We start from the raw sequence: 21,921 nt of genomic DNA on the forward strand, positions 1-21,921 counted from the left end.
TAAATCTGATCATCAAATCGATCTTGAATGTATTGAATTTGTTGTGACTTCAGTGTACAAATTAGTGGAAACATCATTTCACGCTACCCCTTATTCCATATGGGTTTTTCATGATCTTGCCCTGGGGTATTCCCTTTATGAATCAAACTCAGATTGTGAATTGATTAACAAAGGAAAGAGTTTACCGTTTGGAGGAGTAAAGGTTTATGGCAAGCATTTTCGATATGTCAGAATAAAAGCTAACGCTGAAAGCATTTTAGCATCCAAAGTGGTCTCAGATATTGTTCCATTCACGAGTGAATACATACAGAGCCTATTAGACAATCACTCGTAATTACCGCCTAAGCTCTTGTATCCTTAGCTCTAATCAAATAGAAATATAAAGGCCTTTGGCTATTTGGATGGCACACTTTCATATTGACACTCAAATTGGAAACTGAACTCGATAAATAATAAAAACCCATTAAATCAAACACTTAAAACTGGCACGTAACTTGATTGAATATCTAGACCTTCCATCACAAGGATGTAGATATGAGAATTACAACGTTAAGTTTGCTATTAAGTGCCCCTCTAGTCGCCAACGCAGCGCCATTCGATACCTGCCCTAGTCAAGCATACCTCTTTCAGTCGAAACCCGTTGAAGTTTGGGGTGTAAACCTAGTAACAGGTTCAACCACACTGTTAGAAGACGATACGGGTATGAATGCCAATATCAATGGTGTCGGTTTCGACTTTCAAGACAGATATATTTATGGCTATGACACCACCAACAAACGTTTAGTGCGTCTTGGTCAAGACTTCCAAGCAGAAGTTATCAATACCAGTGGCTTACCAACCGATCACACTTTCTATGTCGGCGACGTCTATGACCATGTTTACTACTTGTATCGTACAGGTAAGGGACTATTTACTGTTGACCTCTCTCCTTTAGACTCTGATCCGAATGCGACCGTCACGGTCAACAAAATCGCAGGCAGCCCTGCAACTGTAAAACTGACTGATTTTGCTTTCCATCCAAGTGATGGCTCTTTATATGGTATCGACAATAACTCGGGTGGCTTGTACAGCTTCAACCCTACAACTGGTGCCGAAACCTACATCGGAGACACCGGCGAGTTAGGTACGTTCGGTGCTGGCTATTTTGATGTCAACGGCTACTACTACGTATCTCGAAACCAAGACGGTAAAATTTACCGTATCAATCTGTCTCCAGACAACGCTGCCAATATCGCGGCAGGTATTGTTCCAGCCGTTGAATTTGTTTCGAATGGCCCAGCTTCTGGTCAAAACGATGGTGCTCGTTGTGCTAATGCACCTGTTGTTGATGAAGACTCAAACATCGACTTCGGTGATGCTCCAGACAGCTACCTAACGTTACTGGCGAGCAATGGCCCTCGACATGAACTCGATGGCATCACATGGTTAGGTACAACTCCTCCAGATGCGGATTTAGATGGTTATGTCACACCTCAATCAGATGAAACTGTCGGGGTGGATGATGAATGGGCAAACGGTGGTATCGGTTTTGTTACCGCACTTGAAGCAGGGCTTGATTCAAAAGTAGTAATTGAAGCTTCAACAACCGGTTACCTTTCAGCTTGGATAGACTGGAACCAAGATGGCAGCTTCGATGGCGCCAACGAGCAAGTGTTTACAGATTACGCGCTCGATGCTGGTGAAAACGATCTATTCCTAAATGTCGACATCAACGCACTAACCGGTACTACGTGGGCTAGATTTAGATTCAGCCAACAAACCAACCTAAGTTACTTTGGCGGTTCAACCTCTGGTGAGGTGGTCGATATTCAAGTCGATGTCCTTAACGATGGCGCCACCGCTCGTTACTTCCCAAGTGCTTCTGGCTACGCAACGCTCGCGTACGAAGATAACTGGCCTTATAAAGCCGACTACGACATGAACGATGCTGTTCTTATGTATCGTATTACTGAAATCCTTAAAGATGGAAAAGTCGTTAAATCAACTATCGACGGCCGCCTAGCTGCTGTCGGGGCATCGTACAGAAATGGTTTTGCTGTTCGACTTCCTAACCTCGACCCGAGCTTGGTGAGTAGTGGTAGCTCTTACATGAAACACAACGGCGTATTCACTGACCTTGACCTAGAAGATGGACGTAGCGAAGCAATCTTTGTTATCGCCAATGACCTGACAGAAAAAATCAGCACTGGCTGTACCTTCTACCGCACCAGTAATGGATGTAAAGAAGATGAGCAGTTCTCGTTCCAAATTGGTATTACTTTAGCCGGTGACGGTGTGAGTACTGGCAGCTGGACCGATATGCCTTACGACCCGTTCATCTTCGCAACGCCTGGGTATTATCATGGTGAAAACCTACCTCTACATCCAGGACGCAGCTGGGAGGTTCACTTGCCAGACCAAGCTCCAACCGAAGCATTTGATACCACTAACCTCTTTGAAGCTGGTTTAGGCGTCGATGACAGTAATCCATCAACAGGTAAATACTTCAAAACAGTAGAAAACCACCCTTGGGCACTAATAGTGACTTCGGATGACGAATGGGAGTGGCCTTTAGAGTACGTCGATATTGTTACCGCTTACCCAGGGTTTAAAGAATACGCAGAATCCGGCGGTGAAACGAACCAAACATGGTACCAATCACCTGCAGACAACCAACGTTACGAACCATAAGGAGAGACGTTATGACTATTCACACTAAACAATATCGAGACAATCATTGCGTTGATTCAAGTCGCAATCTCTTTGAGGAAAAACGTATGTCTGTACAAAGCACTTGGAACATCAAGAAGTCACTAGCCGTTATTTTAGCTGCAGCGCCATTAGTATTAGCCGGCTGTGGAGGCGGCGGCGGTGGGGGCGGAAGTACATCTACGGCATCACCATCTACACCCTCGACACCTGCAACTCCGTCGAATCCGGTAACAGCAACGCCTTCGCCGTCTCCCGCGACAAGTGCGGTAGCAGCGCAGAGCTATACGATGAGTGATTTGGTGGTACCTGATGGATTTGACTACAACTCTGTTGAACAGTTTGATCTCAACATTGACATCAGCAGCATTTCGACAGACCGTTCTTTTGTGACCGTTTATAGCCGCTTTAGTACAAGAGATGACTCAACCTTGAAGCCGGATTACTCCAGCAAGGTCATTGCGGGCCCACTAGATAACGGTGTGTTCGCCTCCAACTTTGCAGCACCAGTAAACCATGACGCACTCTTGATAGAGATTTGGTTTTACGATGGTCAACCTCCATTACAACAAGTGGTTTCTAGCGGCGACTCTCAGATTGTCTGGCAGTAAATTGTTTAACAGCAGGTAACTTGTCGTTAGCGAGATCTCTGACGAAACAGAGTCAAAATGGATTGTTTGTAAGTAGGAAGTGAGCAGAAATGCTCACTTTTTTATTTTCGTCGAAGAGCAGTTAATTCAGCTTTCTTAGCGAGTAGCATTCACTTTACCACCAACCTCACTTATATTTTCAACATAACCTTCAAAGACTTACTCTCATGAAACAGTTAAAAATAGGTCTATTTATCTTAATGTGTGGCGTAGGCGTGTTAGTTGCCCTTGCCTATTTCCCGCTAACATCAGAGACGGGGCAACGTATTCAAGCCAAAGTAATTTCGAACACGCTTACTCAATCCTTAGATGGGCACAGGCGTTATCTGACGGTTCAGACAAAAGATAATGACGTATTTCGGCTCTCTATTGCTCCTACCACAGACTGCCCTATTGATTCTGTGGTCGCGCTTGATACATTAAACAATCAAATAACCGGACAAAGCAGTTATCAGTTCATCCACTGTCGAGCTGCACAGTAGCCATCGATGCAACAACGGTATTCGTAAAGCAACTGTATTCGCAAAAGCAACAGTAATCGCTCTACCACTGTATTCGCTAAAACAGTAAGAATCGCTAAAACAACAAGAATGGATATAACAATAATGAATCAGCCACTCATCTCACCACAACAACTTCAACAACGTTTGCTAGCAGAAGACAATATCATCATCCTCGACGCCAGCATCGAGTTTCAAATTCCAAGCGAGTCAGAAAAGATCAAAGGACAAATGATTCCTGGTGCTATTCGTTTTGACTACGACAAAGACTTTTGTAACAAGCACACTCTGCTTCCTCACATGTTTCCGAGCGAAAAACACTTCAACACTCGCGCAAAAGAAATTGGCATCAATCAAGACAGTACGATTGTGGTTTACGATAACTCCGGAACCTTCGCTTCTCCTCGTGCGTGGTGGATGTTTATGGCAATGGGACACAACGACGTATTCATCTTAGATGGCGGTTTGCCAGCTTGGATCGAAGCCGGTTACGCGACCGAGACTGACTATCGCACCGAAGTAAAAGCGGGCAATTTTGAAGGCCATATTCAAGACAACTACTTTGTCAGTGCTCAGCAGATTGAAGGTTACTCAACTGACAAGAGTGCAAACATTGTAGATGCTCGTTCTCAAGCTCGTTTCGATTCAGAAGTTCCTGAACCACGTGAAGGCTTGCGTAGTGGCCATATACCGAATTCTATTTGCCTACCATTTGCCCAAGTACTCAAAAACGGCAAGTTAAAGTCCCAAGAAGAGCTTATTGATATCTTTTCAACGCTAGAATTAACGCCTTCTCAACCTATGTTCTTTAGCTGTGGCTCTGGCGTAACAGCTTGCATCATATTATTAGCCGCTAAACTCGCTGGCTATAACGGTGAAATGGGTGTTTACGATGGTTCATGGACGGAATGGGGTGCTAACGACAAACTCCCTATCGCCGTGACTAAAAAGTAATTCAACTTCGCTCAATGCAACTATTAGAATATACTGCGCATGCATAAAGAGCTTACTGATAATGATGGCCCCACGTCTCATGAAGTAAGCCTCTATGTCGCAGTTAACGCTATGTTCATTTGAGACCAAGACTCGATTCACGCCGTTTGATTTGTAACCCACATCAACTTGCTAACCATAATTCGTGATTAATCATAAACTAATCGTTATCGACGTTATGAATACTAATTTTTCACTCAAGAATCTCTGCTCGTAGTCGTTACACTATTTAACCATTAATACTTTCATCATTGATGTTTGTATTTTTCGTTGCATGAATCGCGCTGACAACCCAATAGTTTGTCACTTGCAGTCTGTTAAAAGTAGTAACCAACAAAGGCATCTCATGGCTCTATTTAAGCAAAATATCTGGTCGCTGTACGCGTTTGTCGTACTACTGACCCTGATACTTTTCGCCGCGTTGGGAATAACAAACTGGAAAGCAAACAGAGACGACTTCATAGAGCAGCAACACATTCAGGTTGAGCTTTTTTCTAGCTCCGTCAACTCGCTGCTGACCAGTCAAGAAGCCTTGTTAGAAGTGGTTGGCCATCAACTGGCTCAACAGTCTGATTTCACACGTACTGCATCTATCCAGATTAGGCCAATATTAGACAAGCTACTTGAGACCCACCCTGCGATAGCAGCGTTTGGCTTGTTGAACACCGACGGTGATTACCTCTCGATTAGCTCAAATCTCGAACTTGCGAATCAAAGGAACTTGCTGCAATACGCGCCAACCAGAGGCTCCTTCCTAGACGCCCTATCAAGCAGTAGCATGGTGCTTGGCCGTACCTATTTTCAAGATTCGTTGAATAGCTTAGTCATCCCGCTGAGAAAATCCATTTCAATCGATGGCAAGAAAACCGATGCAGTAATGACCGCAGGGCTACGATTAGACGCAACGATCGTATTTGAAAATAATGCTCACGCCGGAAGTTTCAATACACTAAGCCTGATCAGAAAAGACAGCTATCGCCAGTTTTATTCAAGTGATATTGAATCTGAGAGTGCCTATTCCTCTCCAGTCGGCAAAGATGTCATACAGCGTATTGCAAGTATCTTTACCGACCACTTCGGAATTAGCGTACAAGAAGCGATGAATGGGCAAGAAACCTATTCTTTTGTCGTCGACGATGAAGAGTACCACTCTTTGATGAGCGCGAAATACATCCCAAACTACAAATTATGGGTGGTAGGACGTACGGATCTAACTCACGTCGATAGTATATTCATACAAGAGTTCAGCATTCTTTTCGTTGCCTTTATTTTTCTTCAGTTTGGTTTCTACTTTTTGGTTAAGTCGATTGCCAAGAATGAACAACGGACTCGTAGCCAACTCATTTATCAGGCGAACCATGACCCTTTAACCTCTCTGCCAAACCGTTTGTACATGCGTAGAAACATTGGTAAATGGATTGACGATGAGTCAGAGCCGTTTTCGCTGTTGTTTATCGATATCGATAACTTTAAATGCGTCAATGACACCCACGGGCATGACTTTGGAGATAAGGTTCTCAAACAGATCGCTTTGCGTTTGATGAGGTTCCGATCTCGCCTCAGCCTATTGGTACGTGAATCCAGTGATGAGTTTTTGTTCTTGACGCCCTTGTCGAATGAAGCTGAAATTAAACGACTCGCCAAGCGCATTATTGAAGTGCTTTCTCAACCTTATGAAGTTGAAAGCGCTCAGTTTTTGTTAGGTTGCAGCATCGGCGTAGCGCGTTTCCCAGAACACGGAAAAGATCTGGATAGCCTGTTACGTTCTGCCGATATTTCAATGTACAAAGCGAAACAGCAGCAAAACTCGTACAGTATTTTCACAACGGAAATGCAAGATGCTCATCTCTACAAAATGAAAGTAGAACAAAGGCTACGCATCGCTATCGAGAAACAAACGCTGTTCATGGTTTTCCAACCGCTGGTTCGTGCAAATGAAAGTATTCATGGTGTAGAAGCACTCGTGCGCTGGATTGATGAGGAATTGGGTTTTGTTCCGCCAGATGTCTTTATACCGATAGCAGAGAACACGGGTTTAATGCAAAAACTGGGGACTTTTATTATTGAGTCCAGCATTATGCAGATCGCCCACTTGCACCGAACAACAGAACAAAAGATCGGGCTGTCGATCAACATATCAGTGCGTCAGTTTTCTCATCAATCCTTCTCTGAGCACTTGTTCGCGACACTAGAAAAGTATCAACTCTCTCCTAGCTGTTTAACGCTAGAAATTACCGAGAGCTTGTTCATTGAAGATGTGACTTTGGTGAAACCGACTTTTGAAGCCCTCAAAGAGAAGAATATAAAGATCTCTTTAGATGATTTCGGGACAGGTTATTCATCACTAAGTATGTTGAAAGCACTGCCTATCGATGAACTTAAAATCGATAAGAGCTTTATTGAGAACATTGCTGTCGATCAGCAGTCACTCACCATGGTGCAAAACATCATCGCAATCGGTAAGAACTTCGGCATGGTGGTATTAGCAGAAGGCGTAGAATCAAACGAACACTTCGCAATTCTAAAGGCATGTGGATGTGACTTAATGCAAGGCTATTACTTCTCTCGCCCTATTCCTTATGATGAGCTGGCTACTCACCTAAACAAGAAAGTGACCGAGCACGCGGAATGTTCTGTTTAAGAACGCGAGTTAAATAGACGAGCTAAATAAGGTAGGCAGATAAACACCTACCTTATTTTCTAGGTATTTTCTGTTCAGTTATTTATTCATTTCACTTTTTATTCATTTCACTATGCATAACATCGATCAACTGCCCGGAAGGATCTCCTGATAATTCCCAAGTAAAAATGCCGCCTAGGTCTGATTTCTTCGCCCATTCTGCCTTTGCTTTAATAGAACGCTGATCTTCAAAAGATATGAATACTTTTTTATCTGGGTTCCACAAATAAGGTGCTTGAGCTTGCTCATCATACTTATACTCATAACCTTGTTTACTGCTGTAGTTATTCATAAGATCCCAAAACATGAAGTAACCGTTTTCACCGGTACCAAACTGCGCCCCTTGTTCAGAAACTAGGTCACCTTTAGGCAGCTCTCCAGCAAAGTCTTTTGTCCCTTGCCAACCTCGACCATAAAAAGCCGCCCCGATCACGAGCTTCTCGCTAGGAATACCTTGCTCTATCATCTGATTAATGAAGACATCAGCTCCCATTCCCCACCAACTACGCTCGGTGGCATGTAAGTTTGTTGTGTGACCTGTTTGAGTTCCCCAGCCTCCGAGGAAGTCATACGTCATCGCAAACATGTTCGTCAGATATGGGCTAGCTGCGTTCCAGTCAATTTGAGCTGCCTTAGCACCAACACCGACAGCCGTTGAAAGCTCGTAATCTCTTTGAGTCGTCTTTGATAGAGCGTCCAAATCACTTCTGATTGTTTTTACTAAAAGAGTAAAAGCTTCACGCTCTAGCGCTTTTTGCTCATCCGTTAGTTTCGTCTCTGGGTTCCAAGGCGAAGTGGTTAAGCCGCCGCCTCCTGGGTATTCCCAATCAAGATCAATACCATCAAAGAAGTCGTATTTTTGGATCAATTCAACAGCAGTTTTTGAAAAGTGCGCAATGGCTTGAGGATCTTTCGCCATCGCATGGAAAGGTTCAGACATTGTCCACCCTCCAAATGAGGGCAAAATTTTGATATTTTGATTGTCGGCCTTCAGTTGAGCTAACTGGGCAAAGTGACCTTTATAGGCGACATCAACACCCACGTCTCCGAAATCGACTTCTAACGCAGCTTCTTTATCCACAATAATCGCGGTATATGGTTGTTTGTCTGCACATTGCTGCTGAATTTGTTTTTGGACGGGCTCACCAGCACCGCTATGAGGACCACACATGCTCAAGAAGGCGTAAATAATATGTGAGAGCTTGTCTGCAGGTATGTCGTCAACGGTATAAGGGTTGTCTTTATTCAGATATTGCCAATCCGCAAAATACCCTGCGACGACTTTATCATCGGCATGTACTGTAGGTGTGAGCATACAAGCCGTGGCTATTGAGCTAAGCCCAAAGATAGAAATAGATTTAAAGATAGAACTTGATTGGTCACTGTTGCTAGAAATAGCGTGTGTGATAAATGACAGTTTCATAATTATCTCCTTTAGTGTGGCTTAACATTAAAGAGTGATAATTCTTTCAACCGCTGAACAAATTCACTATTCGAGTCATGTCTAATAGTTATCCCCCTTATTGCACTGGTTTCATTAGGGGGAATTTCCATGATTACTCAAATAGTGAATTCAACGAAGCATAAATATCTTACTATTCACTGCCGTTTGGTTTATTCACGCTAAGTTGTTCGTCCAAGTTAAGTACCGTCAAAGCATTACTTACGCTGGTCGCTATCACATCGACCACACCGGTTCTTAGTGCACCTAACAAAGCGAGTGGTTTACTGTTCTCGGCTGCAATGGCAATGACTTCTGCAATTGGGCGGAATTCTTCCAAGGCCAAACCAATCACACGGTCACTCATTACTGTGTTTGCTGTTTTACCGTGAACATCGAAAAAGTCATAACCCGCAAAGTCACCGACGACTCCTTGCAATAAACGAGATTGAACGACCTCACCTGCGGTAAACCAACCTAAGTCGACCATATAGCTGTTTTCACTCATATCACCGATACCGACTAATGCAACATCGGCTTTTCGAGCGAGATCGAGTGTCTGCTTAACGGTGCTGTTTTCCATAAATGCGGTTTTTTGCGCTTTATTCTCGGCATAAGCCGGCGCGTATAAGGTTTCAGAAGATCCACCGTACTTTTTGGCTAGCTGCCTGCATATATGGTCGGCATTAAACATACCGCCTCTTGGGTGAATACCGCCGATACCACACACGAATTTGCAGTCTCGTGGCGTAATGACGCCAGTGTGATGAGCAACAGACGATACGTTTCGCCCTTGTCCTACTGTCACTACCATGCCGTTTTTCAGTGTACTGGTAAGGTAGTTAGACACTAAACCAGCAACCTGTAATCGCTGCTTCTCTTCATTTGGTTGGTCTAGTGCCACAAGCGCACGCTTTACACCAAATCGTTCGATCAAACGTTGCTCGATCTTCGCACTAAAGACGGGGTGATATTTCACGGTGATCTCAACAATGCCCTCATCTCGGGCTTGCTTGAGCATTCGACCAACCTTTGCACGGGAGATAGAGTACTTTTTAGATATCTCTTCTTGCGTGGCACCATCTTGATAATAAGCAACCGCGACTTCAGTGAGGAGATCAGTGTTTTCTTCGGAAACATCTTGGATATTCTTACTCATATACCACTCAACCAATATTTAACAATTATTTTACCTGCTTGAAGAACAAATGTTCGATGCTTAAGCAAGTGATACACAAGTTTACACCCCGAACATATGTAACAGCAAGGTACATTTGCTCATAGTCATAACCATGGTTTTGTTGTTGATTAATTCACCTCACTTTGCTCGTTAAACGTTTGCTTGCATAGCCCATGATTACTAGAGCGAAATATATTTGACTGAAGTCACCATACAGTACTATTTACCGTTGACTTTGGGGTTAGATCGGATAAATATGGCTACATCATTTACTCATCGAGCGATCAAATGTTCTGTGCAAATGTTCGTTCGGAGAAAAATTTAAATTAATGTAAGTTTGGCTCACTGGTACAACCATTGAGAACTTCATTAGTTAGCTTGCAAATGCCCACACCTCTCCCATTAATGAGGTGTTATGCGATACATAGGATGATCAAAATGAGCAATAAATTAGAGCAACTTCGTAAACTAACAACTGTTGTAGCTGACACTGGCGATATCGAAGCTATCAGCAAGTACACTCCTGAAGATGCAACAACTAACCCATCTCTAATTCTTAAAGCTGCTCAAATTGCTGAGTACGCTCCTCTAATCGATGCTTCTATCGAATACGCAAAAGCGCAAAGCGGTGATAAAGCACAGCAAGTTCAAGATACTTGCGACATGCTTAACGTGAACATCGGTAAAGAAATCCTAAAAGTTGTACCTGGCCGTATCTCTACTGAAGTCGATGCTCGTCTTTCTTACGACATGGAAGGCAGCGTTGCTAAAGCTCGTCAACTTATCAAAATGTACAACGACGCTGGCATCACTAACGACCGCATCCTTATCAAACTGGCTTCTACTTGGGAAGGCATCCGCGCTGCTGAAATCCTAGAGAAAGAAGGCATCAACTGTAACCTAACGCTTCTATTCTCTTTCGCTCAAGCTCGTGCTTGTGCTGAAGCTGGCGTATTCCTAATCTCTCCTTTCGTAGGTCGCATCATGGACTGGTACAAAGCGAAAGAAGGTCGTGATTTCGAAGCTTCAGAAGATCCAGGTGTAATCTCAGTTTCAGATATCTACAACTACTACAAAGACCACGGTTACAAAACTGTTGTTATGGGCGCAAGCTTCCGTAACATCGGCGAGATCCTTGAACTTGCTGGTTGTGACCGTCTAACTATCGCTCCTCAACTTCTAGCAGACCTAGAAGCAGCAGAAGGCGAAGTAGTTGAGAAACTTATCGACTCTAACGGTACTAAAGAGCGTCCAGCAGCGATGACTCACGCTGAGTTCCTATGGGACCACAACCAAGATGCAATGGCTGTTGAGAAACTGGCTGAAGGCATCCGCAACTTCGCCGTTGACCAAGGCAAACTAGAAGACATGATCGCAGCTAAGCTGTAATCACTCTCACCAAATTCAAATAGGGGAACGTTCAGTTCCCCTACTTTTATCAATTTTGTTTTTCTTAATTTTTATTCGGAAGTTCTTATGAATCAATCTCCTCAAAACAGAAAGCATCTAGCTAACGCTATTCGTGCTCTAAGCATGGACGGCGTACAACAAGCAAACTCTGGTCACCCAGGCGCACCTATGGGTATGGCAGACATCGCTGAAGTACTTTGGCGCTCTCACCTAAACCATAACCCAGCAAACCCAGAGTGGGCTGACCGCGACCGTTTTATCCTGTCTAACGGCCACGGCTCAATGCTGATTTACTCTCTGCTTCACCTAGCAGGTTACGAGCTTTCAATTGAAGATCTTAAAAACTTCCGTCAACTGCATTCTAAGACTCCAGGTCACCCAGAGTACGGCTACGCACCAGGCATCGAAACAACGACTGGTCCTCTAGGTCAAGGCATCACTAACGCTGTTGGTATGGCGATGGCAGAGAAAGCGCTTGCAGCACAGTTCAACAAAGAAGGCCACGACATCGTAGACCACTACACTTATGCATTCATGGGTGATGGCTGTCTGATGGAAGGTATTTCTCACGAAGCATGTTCTCTAGCAGGTACGCTTGGTCTTGGTAAGCTGGTTGCTTTCTGGGATGACAACGGTATCTCTATCGATGGCGAAGTTGAAGGTTGGTTCTCTGACGATACGCCTAAGCGTTTCGAAGCTTACGGCTGGCACGTAATCCCAGCGGTAGATGGTCACGATTCTGACGCTATCAACGCAGCGATTGAAGCGGCTAAAGCAGACCCTCGCCCTACTCTAATCTGTACTAAAACAGTGATTGGCTTTGGTTCTCCAAACAAAGCAGGTACGCACGACTGTCACGGTGCTCCACTAGGCGCTGAAGAAATTGCAGCAACACGTAAAGAATTAGGTTGGGAGCACGGTCCTTTTGAAATTCCGTCGGAAGTTTACTCAGAGTGGGATGCGAAAGAAGCAGGCGCAGCTAAGGAAGCAGCGTGGAACGAGAAACTTGCAGCTTATGAAGCAGCATACCCTGAGCTGGCAGCTGAATTCAAACGCCGCGTAAACGGTGACCTACCAGCTGAGTGGGAAGAGAAAGCATCGGCAATCATCGCTGATCTTCAAGCTAACCCAGCAAACATCGCATCACGTAAAGCATCTCAAAATGCTCTAGAAGCGTTCGGTGCTATGCTACCTGAATTCATGGGCGGCTCGGCTGACCTTGCGCCTTCTAACCTGACTATGTGGTCTGGTTCTAAGTCTCTTGAAGCAAACGACTTCTCTGGTAACTACATCCACTACGGTGTACGTGAATTCGGTATGACGGCTATCATGAACGGTATCGCTCTGCACGGTGGTTTCGTACCATACGGCGCAACGTTCCTAATGTTCATGGAATACGCGCGTAACGCTATGCGTATGGCTGCTCTGATGAAAACTCAGAACATCCAAGTTTACACGCATGACTCTATCGGTCTTGGCGAAGATGGTCCAACTCACCAACCAGTTGAGCAGATCGCTTCTCTACGTCTAACTCCAAACATGAGCACATGGCGTCCATGTGACCAAGTTGAGTCTGCTGTTGCTTGGAAACTAGCAATCGAGCGTAAAGATGGTCCTTCTGCACTTATCTTCTCTCGTCAAAACCTTGCACAACAAGATCGTGACGCTGAGCAAGTAGCAAACATCGCTAAGGGTGGTTACATCCTGAAAGATTGTGAAGGCAAGCCAGAGCTTATCCTTATCGCAACGGGTTCTGAAGTTGAGCTAGCGGTTAACGCTGCTGCTGAGCTAACGGCTGAAGGTAAGAAAGTACGCGTAGTTTCTATGCCTGCTACTGATGCGTTCGACAAACAAGACGCGCAGTACCGTGAGTCTGTACTTCCATCTGACGTAACGGCACGTATCGCTGTAGAAGCTGGCATCGCTGACTTCTGGTACAAGTACGTTGGTTTCGGTGGCAAGATCATCGGTATGACAACGTTTGGCGAATCTGCACCTGCAGGTGAGCTATTCAAGATGTTCGGTTTCACTACTGAAAACGTAGTAAACACAGCGAAAGAGCTTCTAGCTTAATCTTGAATACATTGTCTCGCCCTTCAATGGGTTGATGCATACAGAAAGCCCCGCATGAAAATGCGGGGCTTTTTTTGTCTTTTCTCTCATTCGGATTAAATCTAACGGCTATTTTTCTTCGAAACGCTTTGCCAGTTGGTAGAACTCATTAACTCGTTCTTTTAGCTCTGTGGAGTCGTCTTTCACAGAATGCGTTGCCACTAAGTTTTGTTCTGCGGTCGAGGCGATAGACTGCATATGCAGATTGACTTCACTCGACAGCTCACGTTGCTTATGAGCAGAACTTTCAACAGACTGCATGAGTTCATTCATGGATTGCATTAGGTTTTCGACTTCCGACAAGCGCTCTGCACTCACCTTCGCAACATCACCACATGCGTCCGTTTGCTTACGGTTCGCCAGAATATCTTTTTGCCACCCTTCAATCGTCGTTAGCATGGTATCGATGCTCTCTTTGATCTGAACCGTAGCCTTTGAGGTTCGACCCGACAATGCACGGACTTCGTCGGCAACAACGGCAAAGCCTCGTCCTTGCTCGCCCGCTCTCGCCGCTTCAATCGCAGCGTTCAGGGCCAACAAGTTGGTTTGTTCGGCGATTCCACCAATCTCTTCCATTATCTTGCTTACGCTCTGCGCTTGATCGCTCAGTTGGTAAGTCGTTTGAGTCGCCTTTTCAGCCTGAGAAGCTAGGCTCTCTAAGTTTTGATGAGTTTGATTAATGCTTTCTTTAGCGCCAGCACAGGTTTGCAAAGTCACATCAACAATCTGGTGCGCTTCTTCTGTGCGAGAAGAGACCTCATTGGCGGTGACTTCAACCTCTTCAGTCGCCTCTCGTACTTGAAGAATGTCTTTTGTTTGTTGATCTAAGGCTTCTGATACTTCAAATGACGTCGCATTTAGGTTGTCAGCCAAATCTTGTAACGGCTTGGCTGAGTCTGTCATGCGACCTAATACGGTGTGGATTCTTGCAGACAATAGTTTTAAGTGAAAATCGGCAATAGAGAACTGACTATTACCTGAATAAACAAGACGACTAACACTATCGAATTTAGATTGCAGCTTTTTCAACTGCAGTGGAGTATCAATCAGCTCTTGTCGGAAAAGCAGTGCTAATGCTGAAACAGGAAGTAGGCTCAACAACCATTGTGATACTTGCCCTACTTCAATGAGATTTGAAATTAACGGCGCAGCCAAAGAGCCTAGCAACACGGCGTAACGAACACTGTCACTGATCTTTAATGACCATTGGCGACCCGACTTTTCAGCCTTCAAGAGGCCTTGGTAAGCCTTATCTGCAACTTGTATCCATTCATTCTTTGGCTTAACACGAACAGATTGGTAGCCACTCACCTTACCATTGTCGTAAATTGGAGTTACATAAGCATCGACCCAGTAAAACCCACCAGATTTGGTTTTGTTTTTTACGATGCCACGCCAAGCTTTACCTTGCTTTAGGTTAACCCACATATCAGCAAAAGCGGCTTTCGGCATATCGTTATGCCTTACGATATTGTGGTGTTGCCCTAGCAATTCTTGTTGGCTGTATTCCGCTATGCGACAAAAAGCATCATTACTGTACGTAATCACGCCTTTTAAATCAGTGGTAGAGACAAGTTGTTCGTTTTCGCTGAGAAGCGTTTCACGAGATTGAGTAGATGAGCTGACAGTCATTATATTAACTTAGGTTAATTATTATTTTAGGCGAGGAATATATACAATTATTAAAGTTATGACAAAATGTGAACGTCACATTTTGTGTAAATGCCTGCTATTTATACAAAAATACGCTCGACACCTCACAAAGCTCAACGCTTCACGCTTCTTCTCAAATCAACATTTATAAATCATCTAAGTTACCTACAGTTTAAATCTCATGGTTCTCATTGAAACAGAGGTATGGAATGTACGAATGTTTAAATCTTTGCACAGCACTCATTCAACAAAGCCTTTAGTAAGCTTGGATGTCTTAACCATGGCAATCCTCTACTCAACCATAAGTAAATCGCTAACGCGTACACGAACTAAAAAGCCTAAACGCGGGCTCTTTTTCTTATCTGATAACTCCATTTGATCGAGCTATTGTGAAATCTGTTCTCTTGAAGCACTTTAAATCGCGCTCAATACCCTAATTATTGATATTTTGAGTAAAAATAATTTGAGCATGGGTATTTACTAATGACTCAGTTATTACATGCGTATTTTAAAACACCGATAATAAAAAATCATCTTATTAGTTAGAACCCAACGCCTTGTATAAAGCGCCCTCCAGAATAATAACCACGACCTAATCAATGTTATTAAACATCCAAACTATCAACTATTCATTCAACAAAACCCATTAAATAACTGACAATAGAATAAATAACACTCCTTATTTTATATTAACTCTAAATGTTGAAACTGGAACGAATAATTAATTGTAATAATTATCCATTTGATTGGTAAATTTTATAAATATATTTTGTTACATAATCAAAATTGATGGCTTGATATAATAATGTCACATAAAACAATGGCTTTAATGGTTTTATCTTTTTTCTCACTGTCACAGGCTTCCACCTTTGAGAATGATGAACTGTTACTCAAGTCATTGATTGAAAGAGGCGTAATCTGTCCTGGCTTAACCTATGAAGACAATCAAAAAGCTTTGCGTATCTATCTCAACGCTAAAAAAGTAAAGAGCACTCAGTTTGATTCAAAAAATATAAAAGAGACAACCAATACAAAAGAAATAGAAAGTACGAAACATACAGCAAACACACGTCAGTTAAATAAGACACCACAAGAGTGTATTAGGCCAGACTCGGACAGCTGATTCGAATAAGGCAGTTGATACTGATATCGACATGGAAATATAAAAAGGAAATATAATGAAAATGATGAGAAAAACATTGTTGGCTTCAGCAATGCTTACTCTATTTAGCGTCAGTAGTTATGCAAAAACACCTATTGATTTAGGCGTTGTTAATGAAGACAAACTTATTGAAATGCTAGTTAGACAAGGCTTAGTCGACCAAGATGCAACCGATGTGGCAAAGCACGACGCACTTGACCGTTACTTAAAAAATAAGATCAATTCCGGTTTTAAAGGCGACGCTCAATTCGGTAAAAAAGCACTTGAGCAACGAGCGAAAATACTCAAAGCCATCGAAAAAGGATCCGGTGTTAAAAAAGCGAGTGTCTTTGCTTTAGAAGTCGGCACCAAGCGTACCGATAAAGTACTCGCTCTGTTAGTCGATTTCCCTGATTTGAACTGGGATAATAACAAGCTGACCGAAGAGCACACGCAGATGCTCTATGAGAGCTACAACCCAGAGCATTATCAAGAGCTGTTGTTCTCAAATTCTGGCTACACAGGGCCCAACGGCGAGAACCTAATCTCGATGCGCCAATATTACCAAAGCGAATCAGGTGATAGTTACAGCGTTGCAGGTCAAGCGGCAGGTTGGTATCGCGCCTCTAAGCCTGCGTCATTCTATGGTGGCAACTCCCCTACCACCGACAACGACTTAAACGCACAGGAACTGGTTCGTGAAGCACTGAATCAATTGGCTCAAGATCCGAGTATCAACCTAGCCGATTACGATATCGAAGATCGTTACGATTACGACGGTGACGGAAACTTCCGTGAACCCGATGGTGTGATTGATCACCTAATGGTATTCCACGCATCGGTAGGCGAAGAAGCCGGTGGTGGTGTATTGGGCCCTGACGCTATCTGGTCGCACCGATTCAACCTTGGTCGCACACATGTGCTTGAAGGTACCTCTAGCTCGCTTCCCGACCGCTTTGGTGGCCAATACGCGGCATTTGATTACACCATTCAACCGATTGATGCAGCAGCTGGTGTCTGTGCTCACGAGTATGGCCATGATTTAGGCTTACCAGACGAGTACGACACGCAATACACAGGCAAGGGTGAACCAGTATCTTACTGGTCAATCATGTCTTCAGGCAGCTGGGCTGGCAAAATTGGTGGCACACAACCAACGGCATTCAGCTCTTGGGCAAAACACTTCCTACAGAAATCGATTGGCGGACGTTGGATTAACGATGATCAGATCTCGATTGATGACCTAGAAGACAATCCACAAGTGTATACGCTGTTCCAAACAACGGATAACAGCCGTCCGAACATGATTAAGGTCGATCTTCCTGAAAAGCAAATTGAAAGTCTGAAACCCTTTGAGGGCGAGTATTCATTCCACTCTCAAAAAGGCGATGATCTGAAAAATAGCATGACTCGCAAGTTGGTGATCCCAGCGGGTGATTCTGCACTTCTGTCTTTCAAAACTTGGTATGAGATTGAAAAAGACTACGACTTTGCGCGCGTGCTAATCAACGGACAAGCCATTGCCGGCAACATTACCTCAATGGACGACCCATACAACACGGGCCTCGTTCCTGCTATTGGCGGCGAATCTGGCGGATGGGTTGACGCTGAGTTCGACGTTTCACAATGGGCAGGACAAGAAGTTGAACTTTCATTTGAGTACATCACCGATGGTGGCTTAGCAATGGAAGGCTTCTATTTAGATAACCTCAGTGTGGTCGTTGATGGTCAAGTGACTCCAATAGACGATGGTGAAAGCAACTCCACCTTCGCCCTAAATGGCTACAAACTGAGTAATGGATTCCATCAAGCGCAGCACTACTACCTACTGCAATGGCGCAGCCACATGGATGTTGATGAAGGTCTAGCCAACATCAAACGCATGGGCCAACTCATCTCATTCGATCCAGGTTTAATCATTTGGTACGCAGACGAGTCACTGACTGATAACTGGGTAGGCAAACACCCAGGTGAAGGTTGGTTAGGTGTGGTCGATGCAGACCAAAATGCCATGACTTGGGAAAAATCCGGTGAAGTCGCTCAAACTCGTTACCAAGTTCGTGATGCTGCGTTTTCACTCAAAGATCATACCCCAATGCGTCTTGTGAACAGCGACGATGATGTACTTGAAGATACCAGTTTGGTTGGCAATGCTAGCTTCTCTGACGACCAAGATTACACCTCTCCACAAGCGCCTGATTCAGGACGTGTCCTAACGGAGTTTGGCTTAGCCGTTGATATTGTGAATCAGAGTGACAACAACGAATACGGCGTGGTTCGCTTATCGAAAATAAGCCAACACAACGTCGCCCCTACTGCGAACTTCGATCTCAATGTCACTGGCCTGAACGTTTCTGCACGTAACTTCAGTTCTGATCAAGACGGTGAGATCACCCGTTACCTATGGGACTTTGGCAACGGCACAACAAGTAACGAAGTGGCACCAACTTGGTCTTACGAGCAAGCCGGTGAATACACGGTGAACTTGACTGTTGTTGACGACAAAGGCGCTACCGATTCATTTAGCTCCGTAGTGAGTGTTGAATCTCCAAACGCCCTTCCAGAAGCGAGTGCAAAGTACATTCACTTGGGTCGCTGGGTAACCATGTGGTCTACAAGTTCAGACAGCGATGGTCGTATTGTTGATACCGAGTGGACACTTCCAAACGGAAAGGTGAAACGAGGTCGCACATTCACTTCAATCTTCCCTTCATACGGAGAGCACGAGGTGACACTGAAGATAATCGATGACCAAGGTGGGATTACGACTAAGACAATTTTAGTCGACCTGTAGCTCATCTTGGGTCTTAGGTCTTAGGTCTTAGGTCTTAGGTCTTAAACGATAGACCATCAAAATAAGTACGCGGCTCTATCACGCGTACTTACAAGCAAGCTTAAGCACCGTTGTCTTCGAGCATGAGCCAAGACAGCAGTTTTAAGGAAACGTTATTATTTAAGCCGTAAGCAAAAGCCCTACCGATTTGGTAGGGTTTTTTATTGGTCGTAGTTCGAGATACTAGGGTTCTAATCATAGTAACGAATTTACTGAACCACTATTCGATGAGCCATTACACAGGCTGCTTTTGAATACGCGATTTACGAGCACTAAATGCGAACAGCAAGATAACAGCTAACACGAATGGTAATACGTAGATATTGAGGTTCTGCCACCCTGCTGTCGATTCTAGCCAACCAGAGAGCATCGCTGTAATAGTCACACAGCCAAAGACAATAAATTCATTAAACGCTTGTGCCTTAGCTTTATTCTGCGATTGGTAGGACTGACTAAACAAACCTGTTGCCGCGATAAACATGAAGTTCCAACCCACACCAAGCACAACCAAGGCCGCTCTGAAGTGCCAAATAGATTCGCCATGAATGTTAATCGCGATACAGACGACGAACAGAATCCCGCCTGCCAAGATCATCATTCTTGAGCCAAACCTCTCGATAAGTGATCCGGTAAAAAATGCAGGTACAAACATGCCCAACACGTGCCACTCAATCACGCCAGCAGCTTTCGTAAAGTCAAAACCACAGCCAATCATTGCCAATGGCGTTGCAGTCATCAAAATGTTCATTACAGCGTAAGCAACCATGGCTGCAAAGACCGCACCAATAAAGTTCGGTGCTTTAACGATCACACCTAAAGGATCGGCTTTGGGAGCCTGACTATTAAAAGAGACTTTAGGAAACTGAATGGTTTGTAAGATGAGTAACGCAAGAATGTTCAATCCAATCAAAGAAGCAAAAGCACCAATGTACAAGCCATCTTGCGACCACTGTTGAGACATAATCGCCAAGTTTGGCCCGAGTACCGCCGCCAACACGCCACCAGCCATCGATATAGATATCGCTCGATGACGGGCATTTTCATCACACACCTCGATTGCTGCAAAGCGATAAAGCGTGCCAAAACCTATGCCTATCCCAAGTAAGAACGTGGCGAAACAAAACAGATAGAAATTTTGCTGAGACAGTGCGTAAGTGGCAAGGCTAGCCCCTGTAATGCCAACCACATTACCAATGCTAAATCCTCGCTTTCTCCCTAACTTGCCTGAAATTAGAGACGCAGGAATAGTGGCTGCCATCAAACCCAAAAACTGCAGTGCAACCGGCAAGGTAATCATGCTCACACTGGGCGCAATCTGCTTGCCGATCAAGCCAATCACCGAGATCAGTAATATGTTACCCGTCATCAACAAGGCCTGACACAGTGAGAGCAGCCAAACATTTCTATTCATCTTCGTTCCTAAATATGAGCACAGTTGGTCAATAGACCAAATAATCAACAAAGTCGCAACACTTTGTTACTCATAGCAACTCTACAAGTCGACCAATAGAACAATAGACCAATAGACCAATAGACCAATAGACCAATAGACCAATAGACCAATAGACGAATATAAATAGTTACCACCATATGACTTTGATTAGCGTTACTTAAGACGCTAGAGTTGAAATTATCATTACTTAAGATAATAATAATTTTCTGTTATTTATAGGCTTTAGCATTTGAAGGTGAGTATGATCAATCCACTTTGGCTCAATACATTTAAGACTCTGGTTGAAGTTGGACATTTCACCCAAACCGCAGAAAAGTTGTACATGACACAACCAGGAGTGAGCCAGCACATCAAGAAGCTTGAACAAGCTTGCAATTGTGACCTGCTTTCTCGGGAAAATAAAAGCTTCGAGCTGACCGAACAGGGTCGGATTATGTATCGCTACGCGCTCAAGCTAGAAAAAGACCAAGAAGATTTATTCGAATCTCTGAGTTTTGACAATCCTTATGCAGGGCAATGTCACTTGTCTTGCTCTGGCTCACTCTCTTTGCGTCTGTATCCCAAGCTTCTTGAACTGCAGCAGCAACATCAAGACCTCAGCATCAACCTAGAAGCGGCACCGAACAAAAAGATATTGAACGACCTGATCCAAGGCACCACCGATATCGGCATTGTTAGGCACTCCCCAAACGACAGTTACTATCAAAGCCAAGTCATTGGTAAAGAAGCACTCTGCCTCATCGTTCACAGCAGTCTGGCTCACTTAGAGATAACACCACAAGTACTGCACGACATTGGCCTTATTGCGCATCCAGATTCTGCTCACTACCTGTCTTTGTATTTCGACCTTTGCGGAGATAAAGACTTAGCGAACATCAACGTTAATGAGATACCAAGATCTGGCTACATCAATCAGCTTCACCAGATCTTGCTACCCGTATCAAAAGGATTAGGTTTTACCGTGTTACCGGCTGGCGCGGTTGAACACTTCCCAGATAGAGACAAGCTACACGTTGTGCCGCCAAAGGTAGAAGTAGAGGAAACGCTGTATCTGGTTCAAAAACGAAACCGAAAACTGCCGCACCGATACGATACGGTTGTTGAGCTAATCAAACAGAACGTGAGTCGTTAGTTCGGTATAGATAGATTTAAAGCCTTTAGCTAGCTAGTTATTTCTCTATAAGAGC

14 protein-coding genes and 1 pseudogene are annotated in these 21,921 nt (G+C 44.1%); 11 read left to right on the forward strand and 4 right to left on the reverse strand.

What is annotated here, in order from left to right; genetic code table 11:
• The 6 genes and pseudogenes from AB6E30_RS19835 to AB6E30_RS19860 all read left to right on the forward strand — a co-directional run.
• Nucleotides 1-334: pseudogene (locus AB6E30_RS19835) on the forward strand (hypothetical protein); the annotation flags it as partial.
• A 200-nt stretch (nucleotides 335-534) separates the two neighbouring features.
• Nucleotides 535-2,670, forward strand: a complete 2,136-nt coding sequence (locus AB6E30_RS19840; RefSeq protein WP_372100303.1) for an LruC domain-containing protein — start codon at nucleotides 535-537, stop codon at nucleotides 2,668-2,670.
• 11 nt (nucleotides 2,671-2,681) lie between these two features.
• Nucleotides 2,682-3,299, forward strand: coding sequence for a hypothetical protein (locus tag AB6E30_RS19845; protein WP_104216136.1), 618 nt, complete (start codon nucleotides 2,682-2,684; stop codon nucleotides 3,297-3,299).
• Nucleotides 3,300-3,505: 206 nt separating this feature from the next.
• Nucleotides 3,506-3,820, forward strand: coding sequence for a hypothetical protein (locus AB6E30_RS19850; protein WP_017061706.1), 315 nt, complete (start codon nucleotides 3,506-3,508; stop codon nucleotides 3,818-3,820).
• A gap of 123 nt (nucleotides 3,821-3,943) precedes the next feature.
• Nucleotides 3,944-4,792 carry a sulfurtransferase gene (locus AB6E30_RS19855; RefSeq protein WP_017065718.1) on the forward strand — a complete coding sequence of 283 codons (849 nt, stop codon included), beginning with the start codon at nucleotides 3,944-3,946 and terminating at the stop codon, nucleotides 4,790-4,792.
• 385 nt (nucleotides 4,793-5,177) lie between these two features.
• Nucleotides 5,178-7,472, forward strand: a complete 2,295-nt coding sequence (locus AB6E30_RS19860) for a bifunctional diguanylate cyclase/phosphodiesterase (protein ID WP_017068242.1) — start codon at nucleotides 5,178-5,180, stop codon at nucleotides 7,470-7,472.
• A 91-nt stretch (nucleotides 7,473-7,563) separates the two neighbouring features.
• On the opposite strand, the gene AB6E30_RS19865 is transcribed toward AB6E30_RS19860, so the two are convergent.
• Nucleotides 7,564-8,934 (reverse strand): glycoside hydrolase family 18 protein, encoded by a 1,371-nt coding sequence (locus AB6E30_RS19865; RefSeq protein ID WP_170962816.1) that lies wholly within the window; start codon nucleotides 8,932-8,934, stop codon nucleotides 7,564-7,566.
• Nucleotides 8,935-9,106: 172 nt separating this feature from the next.
• Nucleotides 9,107-10,111, reverse strand: coding sequence for a sugar-binding transcriptional regulator (locus AB6E30_RS19870; RefSeq protein WP_017065721.1), 1,005 nt, complete (start codon nucleotides 10,109-10,111; stop codon nucleotides 9,107-9,109).
• A gap of 459 nt (nucleotides 10,112-10,570) precedes the next feature.
• Here AB6E30_RS19870 and tal point away from each other — a divergent pair, with 459 nt between their 5' ends.
• Entirely contained in the window at nucleotides 10,571-11,521 is a 951-nt protein-coding gene (gene tal / locus AB6E30_RS19875) for a transaldolase (protein ID WP_009845571.1), read from the forward strand.
• 87 nt (nucleotides 11,522-11,608) lie between these two features.
• Nucleotides 11,609-13,615 carry a transketolase gene (tkt, locus tag AB6E30_RS19880; protein ID WP_137001017.1) on the forward strand — a complete coding sequence of 669 codons (2,007 nt, stop codon included), beginning with the start codon at nucleotides 11,609-11,611 and terminating at the stop codon, nucleotides 13,613-13,615.
• A gap of 108 nt (nucleotides 13,616-13,723) precedes the next feature.
• On the opposite strand, the gene AB6E30_RS19885 is transcribed toward tkt, so the two are convergent.
• Nucleotides 13,724-15,286 carry a PAS domain-containing methyl-accepting chemotaxis protein gene (locus AB6E30_RS19885; RefSeq protein ID WP_104216396.1) on the reverse strand — a complete coding sequence of 521 codons (1,563 nt, stop codon included), beginning with the start codon at nucleotides 15,284-15,286 and terminating at the stop codon, nucleotides 13,724-13,726.
• Between the two features lie 826 nt (nucleotides 15,287-16,112).
• Between AB6E30_RS19885 and AB6E30_RS19890 the strand changes: the two genes are divergently transcribed.
• Together AB6E30_RS19890 and AB6E30_RS19895 are read left to right on the forward strand one after the other, a co-directional pair.
• Entirely contained in the window at nucleotides 16,113-16,430 is a 318-nt protein-coding gene (locus tag AB6E30_RS19890; protein ID WP_104216397.1) for a hypothetical protein, read from the forward strand.
• Between the two features lie 55 nt (nucleotides 16,431-16,485).
• Entirely contained in the window at nucleotides 16,486-19,242 is a 2,757-nt protein-coding gene (locus tag AB6E30_RS19895; RefSeq protein ID WP_372104977.1) for an immune inhibitor A domain-containing protein, read from the forward strand.
• A gap of 274 nt (nucleotides 19,243-19,516) precedes the next feature.
• On the opposite strand, the gene AB6E30_RS19900 is transcribed toward AB6E30_RS19895, so the two are convergent.
• On the reverse strand, nucleotides 19,517-20,692 hold the full coding sequence (locus AB6E30_RS19900) for an MFS transporter (RefSeq protein WP_004731587.1): 1,176 nt from the start codon (nucleotides 20,690-20,692) through the stop codon (nucleotides 19,517-19,519).
• A 283-nt stretch (nucleotides 20,693-20,975) separates the two neighbouring features.
• Between AB6E30_RS19900 and AB6E30_RS19905 the strand changes: the two genes are divergently transcribed.
• Nucleotides 20,976-21,866 carry a LysR family transcriptional regulator gene (locus AB6E30_RS19905; protein ID WP_372100313.1) on the forward strand — a complete coding sequence of 297 codons (891 nt, stop codon included), beginning with the start codon at nucleotides 20,976-20,978 and terminating at the stop codon, nucleotides 21,864-21,866.
• The last annotated feature ends 55 nt before the right edge of the window (nucleotides 21,867-21,921 follow it).

Origin of the sequence: Vibrio sp. 10N.247.311.12, from assembly GCF_041467515.1 — a bacterium.
In the GTDB taxonomy this organism is placed as follows: domain Bacteria; phylum Pseudomonadota; class Gammaproteobacteria; order Enterobacterales; family Vibrionaceae; genus Vibrio; species Vibrio crassostreae_C.